Origin of the sequence: Streptomyces sp. SLBN-118, from assembly GCF_006715635.1 — a bacterium.
GTDB lineage: Bacteria > Actinomycetota > Actinomycetes > Streptomycetales > Streptomycetaceae > Streptomyces.
The window spans coordinates 2,046,862-2,059,550 of sequence record NZ_VFNP01000002.1 but is presented as its reverse complement, the minus strand read 5'-3'; the positions used below and the strand labels follow the sequence as shown (position 1 = coordinate 2,059,550).

Genomic DNA, 12,689 nt, shown 5'->3' with positions numbered 1-12,689 from the left:
GGTATTTCCTGCTGTTCGTCACCGGGCCGGTGACCCTGGCCGATGCAGCCGGACGGCTGGCGAGGCGTGCACGTGGTTGACACGGATGACCGGTTCGCCGTGCGGCGGCGTGCTGACAGCGAGCCGGTGCTATGGGTGGGGCTGAGCACCGCGCCGCACGTAACAGCAGAGGCGACAGAGACAGCCGAGGCGCACGATGTGCCTGGGTTGGCGGGCCTTGACCGGCGCTTCGAGGTCACATTCGACGACCTCGAAGCGGTACTCGACGAGATCAACACCTTGATTGAAGTGCAAGCCACCCTGCAGGGCCTCACCGGTGGCTACCTCTTTCCGCCATGGAACGACAACGTCATGGCGCCGGAGTAGCTACGCGGTTACTACGGAGTGGACGGTCGGACAGGTGGAGGCAAGGTGCGGCTGCGCTGTATGCCGCACTACGAGCATGAGGTGGACGTGTTCCGGCTGTTCTTGAGTAGGACCCCTATACGTGCGGGGCATCGCAGAAGCACGGCAGATCCTGGTACATCGACTCCGTCATCTCATCCAGTCGATCAGCGAGTTGGGGTCGGCCAAGGTCTCGGTATACCTGCTTCCACAAGGGCTTGAGGTCGGCAAAGCGGCAGCCCGGCCCGTTGGCGAAAGCGTTCTTGAGGCCGAGGAGCGCGGTGGCGGGGTATCCGGCATCGAGCATTCGGGACGCGTCGGCCAATGCGAGCTCCAGTGGCTGGTCGTCTTCAAGGACGCAGCCGACGACGGGGGCATGGCCGGAAAAGGCATCCGTTGCGGCGAGCACGCCGACACCGTCGTCACCGGGTACGTGCCGCCAGCCGGCCGGAACGTCGAAGACAGGTGACCCTTGCGGTATGAGACCGCGATCCGGATGGGGATGCAGGCCGAGTTCACGGGCGAGTCTGTCCAACAGCTTGTGTGACCGGGCCTCTGTCGCAGCCCAGCGCGACGCATCCGTCTGCCACCTGTACAAGGTCCACGAGAGCATCCACTCCAGTCCACTCCTGGTATCGCGGCCGACCTGAACCGCTCCACGCTCGTGCCCCGTGACCAGACCGACTGGATGATCCTCACGGCCCAGCTCCGGCGCGGGGACAAACCAGCCGACATACCCTCCGTCACCCAGCGCGCCGAACGGCACGAACTCCGGAGGAGCCAGGAACGGCACTCCAAGCCGCCGTGTACCCTCGCCGAACTCAGGCGAGCATTCCCAACCCTCGGGCGGGCTCGGGACGCACTCCAGGTCAAACATGAAGCCATAGTGAGACAGCAGCTCACACCACTCGTAATAGCCCTCTCTTGTGGCGTGCTGCCAGGCGATGTCCACCAATCTGGCAAGAGCGGCCGGAGTGGCGAACGGAAAGAAGTCGTCAACCCAAGGCGGTGGTGTCGAGTCAGGCATGTGGAGCTTCCCTATCGGTCGGTTGATAGACCGTCCTACCACGTTCGCCTGGTGTGCTCAGGCCCAGCGCAAGAACCGCCGTGCCAGCCTGAACAGAATGGTGCTGCAGCGCGGCTCGCACCGAGGGTCCGTACAGCGTGGCAGAACGTAGCCGGATGGTGGACAACCATAGGGCAACGGGTCTTCATCGCCAGCGGAGCTGCATGGGACCCGATCACCGAACGCGCCGCCCGACAGTTCGCCCAGATCTGGCCCTACGGACCCGCGCCGCACTGGGAAGAGAAGTTCGGCGAGCTGTTCTGGAAGTCCTTCTCATGGTGGGCAGCGATCACTGCATAGCCCTGGTCATGGGGCAGCCGTCGCGCAACTCTCCGAGTAGCGAAGCTCGTTGAGAGAGATGACACGATCATCACCGTGCGTAGCCTGATCCGACGGGCATGGACGACCCACCACTGGGACGAACGCCCGCACCGCCGTCCATGAGTACACGCCTATCTGCGCGACCTCTAAGTCGCCTTCTCCGCATGGATCAACCGGTACAGCTCGTTCACCGGTCGTTCTCCTTCACGAAGAAGTCCGTCGCTCTTTTCAGGATCTCGATCGTCTGCTGCTGTTCGCGGACCTCCTTGCGCAGCCGCTTGAGCTCCTCGCGCTCGGAGCTGGTCAGCTCACCGGACTCGCCCTCGCCCCCGTCTGTCTTCGCCCGGCGGTACCAGCCGCGCAGGGACTCGGAGCTGATGCCGAGTTCCCGGGCGACGGCGGTGACCGTCTTGGCCGAGGAATCGACGAGCGCGATCGCGTCCCGCTTGAACTCCTCGGTGTACCGCTTCGTGTACTTGCTTACCACCTGGTGCTACTTCCTCTGGAACCTCAAGATCCCAGTCTCCAGGTGTCCACGATCAAGGGGAGGCTTCACACTTCAGAAGAGCCTCAAAAATTGGAGCGAGTTGGGCGTTCCAACCCGCAGGTTAAAGATCAAAAACCGGTGCACCTAAACTCCCAACAGCCAAGTGCGATAGCGGCGGAGGGACGTGATGGTGTGGACGGCATGACTCCGCTGGTGAGCCGGGCGGCCGAGCTGGCGCTCCTGGAGGCGGTGCTCGACCAGGCGCCCGGGAGGGGCAGCCGGCCGGCCGTGGTGGACGTCACCGGGGCGGCGGGGATCGGCAAGAGCCGGCTCATGGCCGAGTTCTGCCGGCGGGCGGAGGACCGGGGCATGACGGTGCTGCGCGGCCGGGCCACAGAGTACGAGCGGCACATCCCGTACCAGCCGTTCACCGACGCCTTCGCCGAACTCGACGTCGACGCCGGCCTCGATTCTGGGCTCGGCGTCAGTGACCGGTTCGAGCTGCATCGGTCGGTAGCGAAGCTCCTCGTACGGATCGCCAAGACCGGCCCCGGGCTCGTCGTGGCCCTGGACGACCTGCACTGGGCGGATCCGGCGTCCCTGGAGCTGCTGGACCACCTCGTCCGGCATCCTCCGTCCACCTCCGTCGTGGTTGTCGTGGCCCGGCGCGACCGCCAGACCACGGCCTCCCTGAGCGCCGCGCTCACCCGGGGCATTGACACGGGCACGGTGCTCCGGCTGGGCCTCGGGCCGCTCGCCGAGCGCGCGTGCGTCGAGGAGTTGGCGCCTGGTCTTGCCCCCGGCCTGCCGCCCGGCCGGGCCGCTGAGCTGTACGCCGCCAGCGACGGCAATCCGCTGTACTTCCTCGCTCTCCTCCAGGCCCGGCACGCCGACGGGCTCGGCACCCTCCTGTTGGACGAGCTGACACCGCTGACCGCCGCGCAGCGCCGTACCGCCGAGGCGGTGGCCCTCCTCGGTCACCATGCCACTCCCGCCCTGCTCGCCGTAGTGACCGGCCGGGACAGGTCCGACGCCCACGGACTGGACGCCGACCTGGCCGCGCTGGCCGGCCGCGATCTGCTGCGCCCCGGCCACGGCGGGCGGTGGACGCTGCGCCATCCGGTGCTGCGGGCCGTTGTGCACGAGAGCACGGACCCTGGCCTGCGGACCCGGATGCACCGCCTCGCCGCGGCCGGACTGGCCGAAGCCGGCGCGTCCGCCGCCGAACGCGCCCACCACGTCGAGCGGTCGCTGACCGGATGGAACCCCGAGGCCGTCGCCGTGCTGGCCGAGGCAGCCGAGAGATCCGCCGCCACCGCCCCCGCGAGTTGCGCCCACTGGCTGAAGGTGGCGCTCCGGCATCTGCCGGACACGCCAGAGTACGCCGCGCGGCGGCGTGAGCTGATGCTGTGGAGGGCGCGTGCGCTGGGCGTCTGCGGGGGCCTGCGGGAGAGCCGGGACCTGCTGCACGAAGTGATCGCCATGTCACCGCCGGACGACGCAGGTGCTGCCGGTTTACGGGCCTCCGCCGTGACGCTCTGCGCTGTGATGGAGCGTCATCTCGGCCGCTACACAGAGGCGGTCGCGCTGCTTCGCCGCGAACTCTCCCGTACGCCCGGTCCATCCCCCGCCCAGGCCATCGAACTCGGCCTTGAACTGGGCTCGTCCGCGCCGCACGCCACCGACTACCCGGAGGTGCGTCCCGACCTGTTCCGCGCCCTCGACCTGGCCAGGTCGCTGGGCGACGAGGTTGCTGAGGCAGGCGCCCTCGCGGTCGCGGCCCTCGGGGAGGCGTACGAAGGCGCCATGCCGGCCGCCCGGGACGTCACCGATCGCGCGGCGGCGCTCGTCGACGCACTGACCGACCACGATCTCGCGGGCCTGTGCGAGCCACTGGCCCGCCTCGGCTGGGCGGAGACCTTCCTGGAGCGGTACGCCGACGCGGAACGGCACGCCGACAGAGGCCTGGCCATCGCCCGGCGCGGCGGCCAACTCCACGTCCTGCCGCACCTGCTGCTGTGCAAAGCGCATGTCCACATCCAGACCCTCCGACTCACCTCGGCGGTGGAACTCGCAGACGAGGCCGAGACCATCGCCCGTGGCATCGGCAGCGACGAACTGCTGGCGCTGGTCCTCTCCAAGAAAGCCCATGCCCTGGTCCACACCCTCCCGCCCGGCGACCGGACCGCACTGGCGGTGGCCGAGGAAGGGGTTACGGCGGCCGGTACGAGCACCAGTTGGTGGGCGTCCATCGCCTGGTGCCTGCTTGGCTACGCGGCGATCCACGTCGGCGAGCCCGCGCGCACACGGGCGGCCCTGCTGCGTGCGGGCGGCGACGACCTGAACGGACTCCAGCCGTCCATGCGACCGCTGTTCATCGAGGCGCTGGTGGCTTCCACGGTCGTCTTGGGTGACCCGGCCGCAGCCGTGCCCTGGGCGGAACGTGCCCGGAAGGAGGCCGAGCAGCTGGGCCTGCCTGCGCAGCGAGCCTCCGCCCTGCGCAGCGCCGCCCATATCGCGCTCGGCCACGGTGACACGGCGGCGGCGGCCGAGCTGGCCGACCTCGCGGTGGCCGAGACGGCCGGTGGCGGATCGGCGCTCTGGGAGGCGCGCACCCTGCTGCTCGCCGCCCCCCTGGCAGCGGCCACCGGCCAACCGGAGCGCGCCCGCGTCATGTGGGAGCGCGCTCGGCACCTCGCCGTGGCCGGCGGGGCCCAGCAGCTGGTCAACCTGGCGGACGAGAACAGCCCCGCCGTGTCCGCCGCCGCAGGCGACCGGCCGGGCGTTGTGTCCCTGTCCCCGCGCGAACGCGAGATCACCGCCATGGTCGCCGAAGGCCTCACCACCCCCGCCATCGCCACCCGGCTCTACCTCAGCCCCCGCACGGTCGAGACCCACCTCGCCCGCATCTACCGCAAGACCGGCGTCACGTCCCGGGCCGCCCTCGCCGCTCTCCAGACCCGCGCCGAGCTGCGCAACGAGATTACGTAATCTCACCGATACCGCCACGCCTGTCCCGCCCGGAAAGATCGAACCGACCAATTCCGAGAGCGGGGAGTCAGCAGGTGCGGGTCAAGGCGACTGTGTCAGTGCTCTTCACCGCGGCGCTCCTGGCCGCATGCGGCAGCGGCAGGAACAGCCCCGGGGACACCGGCGGCACCGGCGCGAAGAGCAGCCCTTCCTCCCCGCAGTCATCCACGACGACCAAGCAGCCGCTGGCCCCCGCCGACGCCCTCAGCACCGCCCAGCTGAAGTCCGCCGCGCTGTCCGGCACCGACGCGGACGGCTTCCAGATCGACGACTGGCCCTCGCGCCAGACCGACAGCGGCTCCATCGCCGAGCCCGCCGCCTGCCAGCCGGTCGAGAACGTGCGTGTCGCCGACCTCGACCCGTCTCCCAAAGCCGTTGTCAGCAAAATGGCCTACGCCACCTCCGGCCCCTCGGCCGGCTCCGCCACCACTATCGGCCTCATGGCCTACGACCAGTCCGACGCCGAGCAGATCCTCTCCGGCCTCCGTACGTCCCTCGCCAAGTGCACCTCCTACGACGGCGGCGTGCCCGCCCGTGCCACCGTCAAAGCCATCACCGCTCCCGACGACGGCGACGAAGCAGTGGCCTTTCAGCTGACGATCAAGGGCGATCCGCCGGTATCCCTGGCGGTCGTACGCAGTGGTGCCACCGTCGGAATTTTCAACACCGGGAGTGGTACCGGCGTGTTCGCCGAGTTGCCGGACAGCCTGGTGACCGCACAGATCAAAAAGCTGGAGCAGGTCTCCCAGGAATGACCGTCAACGGCGAAGAACCACACGTCACGGGCGCCTGTGCCAGAAGGCCTTGGCCTTCTGGCACAGGCGCCCGTCAGCTGTGCAGCGCCTCGTCAGGGACAGTTCTCGTTGATCTTGTACTGAAGGGCGCGGGGGTAGTCGTGACGGCTGAGGCGGACCTGGACCAGCAGCGGTCCCTGGTTGATCGGGTCGTTCGGCTCGCTGATGCGCTTCAGTACGGATTCCAGTTCCGTGTGGGTGGCGACCGTCATGCCGGTCATCGGGCTCTTGGCCGAGCCGAAGACCTTGGCCAGCTGGTCGTAGTGCCACTGGTGCAGATTGTTGTAGAAGTCGGCGCCGTCGGACGGCTTCTGCTGGTAGTAGCACGGGTTGACCAGCATCTGCTCGATGCCGTAGAAGCCCTCGTTGTCCAGCACGAAGATCACCGAGTTCAGCCGGTGCCGGGTGTGTGTGGACAGTTCCTGGCACGTCTCCTGGAACGCGCCGTCGCCGACGAACACCATCGGCCGTTTGCCCACGGCTTGCCGGGCCATCGCGACGCCGGTGGCCGCACCGACCGAGTAGCCGATGGACAGCCACGCGTTCTGCGCCAGGTATCCGGCGCGCTCGACGGTGTGCAGGTTCATCGAGCCCAGGAGGGCGAACGCCGCGTCGGACAGAAGGGTGAACGGTGAGGTGGCCTGGGTGCCTGTGCCCGTCGCCTGGCTGTCGAGGAAGCCGCTGATGTGCTGGAAGAAGCTGTCGTACGTCAGTTCCACCTGGATGTCGGTAGCGCTGAGCTGGGCCTGGTAGGCGGCCGTGCTCTCGGGCACCGGCGCCCCTTCGGCGTGCGCCAGGGCGAAGTAGTCGGCGGCGAAGGCGCCCGGGCCGAACTCCGTCACCAGCGCCTCGCGCAGTGCTGGGATGAACCGTTCCAGCTGGACGTCGGGGTAGTAGGAGGCGCCGACGCTCACTCCTTCGCGTGCGGCCACGCACCAGTCGTCGCCGATGTCCTGCTCGCCGCCGAGGTTCTTCGACGTCGACCACGTGCCCAGCCCGATGCGGCACTTGGCCCGCTGGAACACCTCCCGTACGTACGGATCACTGGCCTTGCCGTTGTAGACGCCGACGAATCCCGGGGTGTTCTCCGAGACCACGGACTTGCCTCCGACGGTCGTGCAGAACGGCATCCCCGTGTCCTGCACGAGCGCGGTGAGGGGCTGGGAGAGACGGAACCGATCGATCTCCTCGCCCGCCCACAGGATGGGCGAGCCCTGTACTCCCCCCTTCTGTTTGACGAGGTCGACGGCGGCGGAGACCGCCTTGGCCAGCATGGTCCGGTTCTTGGGGGTGAACGGGCGCTGCCTGGGGGCCAGATGGCCCCGGGGTGCTTCGCATTCCGCGGCCCAGACGTCCTCCATGACCTCCAGGTACACCGGCCGGCGCTCGGACAGGCAGGCGACGATGGCGCTGTCGATCTGGACTGGGGCCAGGCCTGGGTTGGAGATCACCTGCGCGTCGACCGTGACCTGGCGGTACACGTCGAGGTTGCTCTCCCGACGCTGGCTCATGTGGGAGGTGAGCAGGCCGATGGCCTGGTAGTTCAGCCACTGCTCGTAGGTCGGGCAGGCGTTGATCGCGATGAGCGGCACATACTCGACGTAGGCGCCCCCGATGGGGTTGAGCAGGTTGAACGCTCCGACGCTGTAGGTGACGGCGACGGCGCCGACGCCGAAGCCGCCGTCAGGGGCGTCGGCGTGGCGGGCCCGCGCATAGGCGTCGGCCGCATACCCGGCCCCGACCTCGGTCGGCGTGCCCACCCACGTCACCTGCGGGTTGTGCTGCTTCATGATGGAAAGGAACGGGCCCAGGTGATTGCCGGGCACGCCGAACAGGTGCTCGATTCCGAGCTGTTCGAGTCGAGTGGCCAGGTACCGCGCCACGTTCCATGTCGAGGGCTGCTCCGTCACTTTGCCTGCACCTCCGTGAGTTGTCGCTCGTCCACCGCTTCGCGTCCCGCCTCGCGTTCCACGGGCACCGTGTAGGACGGAGGCGACGCCTTCTCGTGCACCTCGATGGCCGCGCGGACCGCCGTCTCCACGGCGCCCTCGATCCAGGCGTGCTTCAGCGAGGTGTGCTCGCCCGCGAAGTACACCGGCCCTTCGGGCTTGACGGCATCCAGGTGGAAGCTGGTCATCTGGTGCGGCGTGTAGATCGCGGCCTCACCGAAGGCGTACGGGTTGCGCAGCCAGCTCTGGGTCTGCCCCGCGCCCGTGTAGAACAATTCGATGCGGCGGCCGTGGACCAATTGCAGGTTCCGCAGGGCGTGGACGTAGCGCTGCGCGTCCTCCATCGAGTCCCAGCGTGCCGCGTCGTCGGACCAGGAGTAGGTGGCCAGGACCACTCCGCCGCCCTTGCTGCCCGGCACCGGGTGGGAGGGGTAGTACATGTACCGGTTGGGGTTGTCGGTGGTGGAACCGCCCCCGAACACATTGGTCGCCGGCCGAAGCGGTGCCCCGCGCAGCGGCTCCTGGCGGTAGTACTCGAGCTGCCTGGGGTCGATGAGCTGTTCCTGGACGCTGCCGTGGGCACCGAGCAGCCCCGTCGGCAGTGAACTCAGCTGGGACGGCAGGTCGTCCGCGGGCTCCACGGGGGCTTTGGCGGACTGCTGGTAGAAGTCGTACAGGCCCGGATCGATGGACTCCAGCTCCCGGCGCCAGTCCTCCTCGGTGAACTCCCACCACCGCCTGGAGAACTCCAGCAGCACCTTCGTTGCCTGGTCGTAGTGCGTCTCGATGACGGCCCGCCGCTTCTTGTACGAGAACGGCGGCGACACCTCGACGAAGCGGAAGCTCGAGAAGGGGACCGTGACGATCGCCATGTCACCCCTCCACACCCGGGGCGGTCCGCTCAGGGAGTCCTCGGGCTCGGTGTGGATCGCGACGGTGCGCCCCGGCTCCGGGCCCACGTCTTCGCGCCGCTCACCGTCCCGGCGCGGGTCCCAGTACTCCAGGCGGACCATCCGTTGTCCCATCACCAGCTCGTCCTGAAGGCCTTCGGCGAGCTTGTCGGGCAGCATCTCGGTGCCGCCCTCGATCTCCCAGTAGGTGACGTTCGGGTTGATGTCGCTGCGGCCCAGGAAGCTGTGGAAGAACGACAGGTGGAGCCGCGAGGTGAGGTTCTCGATCGAGCCGGCGGCCTCGATGGCCTCGTCGCTCAGACCGGCGTGGTCACGCAGGAAGTCGCCCATCGAGCAGCCGTCGAAGTCGTGGACCACCCGCGCCCAGCCTTCGAGCCACTCCTTGAACGGCTTGTTCACGCGTTGCTGCGTGCCGTCCTGGCCGGTCACGGAGTAGTAGTCCCTGACCTCTTCCAGAGCATCGTTGATCATCTGGCTGGTGGTCAGCCGTGCTTCGTCCCCCGTCAGGTGGAAGCCCTCGTTGATCAGCGTGGGGTCGTCCGCGTACTCGGAGCGGCGGGCCTGGACGGAGTTCATCTGGATCCAGGTGTCGTTCCGCTTGTGGGGCTCCCGGAAGTCGGGGCTGTCCTGTCCGTATCTCCACTCCTGACCGGTGAAGGACTTGTAGACCACCGGGGGTACGGGCGCCTTCTGGAAGCCCGTACGGGGGTCGACGTCGACGTTGTAGAACAGCCGCCGCTTCAGTCCGAGCTTGTCGATCAGGGCGAGGGTGAGGGGGTGGAAGTCGGGCAGCCGCATGGCTCCCGCCTCGGCATACTGGGCCGGATCGCTGAACGGCCCCTTTTCCTCGCCCTCCCGGCGGCGGAAGGTCTTGATACGTCCGCCCACCCGGCTGGCGTTGGCCTCCAGGATCGTGACCTTGTGGCCGGCCTGCTTGAGCAGCGTCGCGGCCACCAGACCGGAAATCCCGGCCCCGACGATCAGCACCTCCTTCGGCCGCCCGGGCGGCTGTCCGGGAGCCAGCCCCCGGTCGATGAGGACGTCGAGGAAGCGCAGCCTCAGGTCCTCGTTCTTCGGCTCGGGGCCGACCAGAAGCAGCTCGCGCGCCAGCTGCAGACAGGTCTCCCAGCGCACACGATTTTTCCAGAGGTCGGTTTTGGTGTTGTCCATGGCGTCTGTTCCCTTCTGGGTGAAGCGAGAGCCGTGAGGCCCGACCGCTACGGCACGTCGGCCGTCCGTGGCCGCGCGGCCACGGACGGCCGACGTGTGCCGCATCACCACGCCGTGGGCCGGTCGGGCAGGCCGTTGCTCGTGTTCCCGGATGAGCGAGAACCGGCCGGGGGCGGGCTCGCCGGGCTCAGGCGGGAGGCAGCAACGCGGAACAACTCCCTGCGGCACGTAGGCAGGCAGGCAGCCCGCAATAACCGGGGCTGAGGTGGATGGACCGATGGATGGGCCGGCAATGGAAGCATTTTCGAATACGAAACGTGCTCGAACATGCACAATTGGTACTTTTGTCGCCTGGATCCCGGGTGTCAACTCGAAGCCGGGAGACTCCCGCGGGAGCTTGATCCAGAGCACGCACATGGACGGTCCCCGCTGGAGGCCGAAGCCGACCGGGGCGTCGTCGACTGGCCGGGCGGAGAACCGACCTGCCAGGTCACCCGGCCGGCGCCCACCAGGTCTCGGAGGTCGGCGTGGCGCACGAGCCATCCCCCGTCCGGGTGGCGCGAGGGCGAATGGCGGGCAAGGGCCGTCGTCACCGCCGCCGGGCCGGTCCTCGGGTCCGACCCGGGATCCGGCACCACAACAAGTGGATCAGAGCCGCTTGCCACAGCCGCCGTCAGACCAGCACGATCGGGCCGCCGAGCTGCTGGTGCGCGGCCTGGACCAGGTCGCCGTAATCGCTCCAGGCGAAGCTCTTGCGGCCGTCCGGCCGGGCGTCGGTGCTCGGCCGGTAGATCAGCCGGGAGGGCCCGGGACGAAGAGGCCGCCGCCGCGAGAGCATCGAGCATCCCCCACGCCGAGCCCGGGGGAGAGCATCAGGAACCGATTGCCTGTGGGTAGTCGAAGAAGCCGCTCGGGTCGTACTGCCGCTTCACGTGGACCAGCCGGGGGTAGTTCGCACCGTAGTACGCCTGGCGCCAGTCCCTCAGCTCTGGATCGGGAAAATTCTGGTACGAGTGCTCAGGGGGCGTGCCGTCAAAGATGGCGTCGTAGAAATCCTGGAGCCAGCGCAGATTCACGGCGGCGACATCGGGGTGGTCGTAGTCCGCCCAGTTGGTCTCGGCGGCCAAGATGAACGCGCTGCCTCGGTGCACGAACGCGGTCGCCTCCGGTGGCACCTGGTTGATCTCCCCGCCGAGCGCGAACATCGCGAACCCGGCTCCGTCCTCGTTGCCGCTGCCCGGCCAGGCGAGCAGCTGCTCGGCTGCGGCGCTGACCTGCTCGTCGGTGAGGAGTGTCCGGGAGGTCAGGATCCCTGACTTGGAGGCGAACTTCTCCACGGGAGTGGTGGCGCTCAGCAGCGTAGTCGCCTGGGCCGGGGTGACTTCCCGGACGGCGGCGCGGTTCTGGGCACGCTCGTCGGCTGTGCCGATGGCAAGCAGCGGGGCGAGGATCGCCCGCAACTCATCGATGGTTCCGTAGTGCTGGCCGATCACATTGACGTTGGCGTTCGTGCGGATCCGGTCCCGGGTTCGCCCGTGGGTGCCGATGCCGAGGCGGCAGTGGAACCGCTTGTTGTTCAAGGTGTCCTGGACGATCTGTTGTGTGGTCGCGATCACCGGCAGTACGGAGTCCAGGCTCCAGCGGAACTGGTAGAACCCCACGTTGCCCTGGAACTGCTCGTACTGGAGCGTGAACGAGGTGTGCACCCCGAAGTTGTTGCCCGCGCCGCCCCGGCAGGCCCAGAACAGATCGGGCTCCGAATCCTCACTGGCCTTGACTACCCGGCCGTCCGCCAGCACGACGGTCGTGGCGACCAGCCGGTCGCAGGTCAGGCCGAACATCTTGTCGCTGAAGCCGATACCTCCGCCCAGCACCAGTCCTGCGACCCCGACCGAGGGGCAGCGGCCGGTCGGTACGAAGATGCCCTGGTCCTCGAGCAGCGGGTGCAGGTCGCCGTTGGTGACCCCGGCCCCGACGGTGACGGTGCCCGCCTCGTGGACGACCTTGATCGGCCCGTATGCCCGAGCACGGGCGGCTCTCCGCTGCGGAGTGGAGACGATGCTCTTCATCCGGCTCATGTTGAGCAGCAGACCCGTGGTGGTGGAGTAGCCGGCGTAGTTGTGTCCCAGTCCGGTGCGAGGCACGGCGGGCAGCCCCACCGCGCGGGCCCAGCGGATCGCCTCGTGTACGTCCCTTGTGGTGGCGCAGGCGACGATTCCGGCGGGGTGGATCCGGGCGTACCGGTGGTTGAACGGGATCGCCAGCGGAGGGTAGTCCGGGTTTCGCGGCCGGTAGAGGGTGGCGCCGGGGGAGAGTGACGCAGCCAGCCGCTCCCAGTCCCTACGGCTGACCGGCTTTGCTGCCTCGGTTGCCGCAGCCGCACCGGGCGGCGCCGTCAGAGCCGCCGCCCCGGCGCCGAGGGCGCTGAGGGTGCCTGCCCGCAATACGTGTCGCCTGTTGATCACTTCGGCCTGCCTTCGCGAAACCGTCGGAGGCTCGGTCGCCTCCAGAATGAGCGGTCAACCGATCGTCACCACCGCGGCCGCTCAGCGTGCCCCGCCCACAAGCCGGCCACTC

At 68.5% G+C, this 12,689-nt stretch carries 9 protein-coding genes; 3 read left to right on the top strand and 6 right to left on the bottom strand.

Annotation, left to right across the window (positions count from 1 at the left end; translation table 11 throughout):
* The first annotated feature begins 72 nt into the window (after positions 1-72).
* Positions 73-366: a hypothetical protein gene (locus tag FBY35_RS28025; protein ID WP_142216755.1), complete on the top strand. Its 294-nt coding sequence runs from the start codon at positions 73-75 to the stop codon at positions 364-366.
* Positions 367-481: 115 nt separating this feature from the next.
* Here the strand turns inward: FBY35_RS28025 and FBY35_RS28020 are convergent, their stop codons facing one another.
* A complete protein-coding gene (locus FBY35_RS28020; protein ID WP_142216754.1) occupies positions 482-1,411 on the bottom strand; it encodes a hypothetical protein in 930 nt (309 codons plus the stop codon).
* A gap of 547 nt (positions 1,412-1,958) precedes the next feature.
* Entirely contained in the window at positions 1,959-2,258 is a 300-nt protein-coding gene (locus tag FBY35_RS28015; RefSeq protein WP_142216753.1) for a transposase, read from the bottom strand.
* A 201-nt stretch (positions 2,259-2,459) separates the two neighbouring features.
* Here FBY35_RS28015 and FBY35_RS28010 point away from each other — a divergent pair, with 201 nt between their 5' ends.
* Positions 2,460-5,249 (top strand): LuxR family transcriptional regulator, encoded by a 2,790-nt coding sequence (locus FBY35_RS28010; RefSeq protein WP_186357082.1) that lies wholly within the window; start codon positions 2,460-2,462, stop codon positions 5,247-5,249.
* Between the two features lie 98 nt (positions 5,250-5,347).
* The gene (locus FBY35_RS28005; RefSeq protein ID WP_260848837.1) at positions 5,348-6,043 is read left to right on the top strand and encodes a hypothetical protein; all 696 of its coding nucleotides are present in this window, start codon (positions 5,348-5,350) and stop codon (positions 6,041-6,043) included.
* 92 nt (positions 6,044-6,135) lie between these two features.
* Here FBY35_RS28005 and FBY35_RS28000 read toward each other — a convergent pair whose 3' ends face one another.
* The 4 genes from FBY35_RS28000 to FBY35_RS27990 form a co-directional block, all read right to left on the bottom strand.
* A complete protein-coding gene (locus FBY35_RS28000; protein ID WP_142216751.1) occupies positions 6,136-7,992 on the bottom strand; it encodes an alpha-keto acid decarboxylase family protein in 1,857 nt (618 codons plus the stop codon).
* Positions 7,989-10,112: an NAD(P)/FAD-dependent oxidoreductase gene (locus FBY35_RS27995; protein ID WP_142216750.1), complete on the bottom strand. Its 2,124-nt coding sequence runs from the start codon at positions 10,110-10,112 to the stop codon at positions 7,989-7,991. The genes FBY35_RS28000 and FBY35_RS27995 overlap by 4 nt, the downstream gene beginning before the upstream one ends.
* Before the next feature lie 673 nt (positions 10,113-10,785).
* Positions 10,786-10,950 carry a hypothetical protein gene (locus tag FBY35_RS36215; RefSeq protein ID WP_160159326.1) on the bottom strand — a complete coding sequence of 55 codons (165 nt, stop codon included), beginning with the start codon at positions 10,948-10,950 and terminating at the stop codon, positions 10,786-10,788.
* A gap of 34 nt (positions 10,951-10,984) precedes the next feature.
* Positions 10,985-12,577: an FAD-binding oxidoreductase gene (locus tag FBY35_RS27990; protein ID WP_142216749.1), complete on the bottom strand. Its 1,593-nt coding sequence runs from the start codon at positions 12,575-12,577 to the stop codon at positions 10,985-10,987.
* Positions 12,578-12,689: the final 112 nt, after the last annotated feature.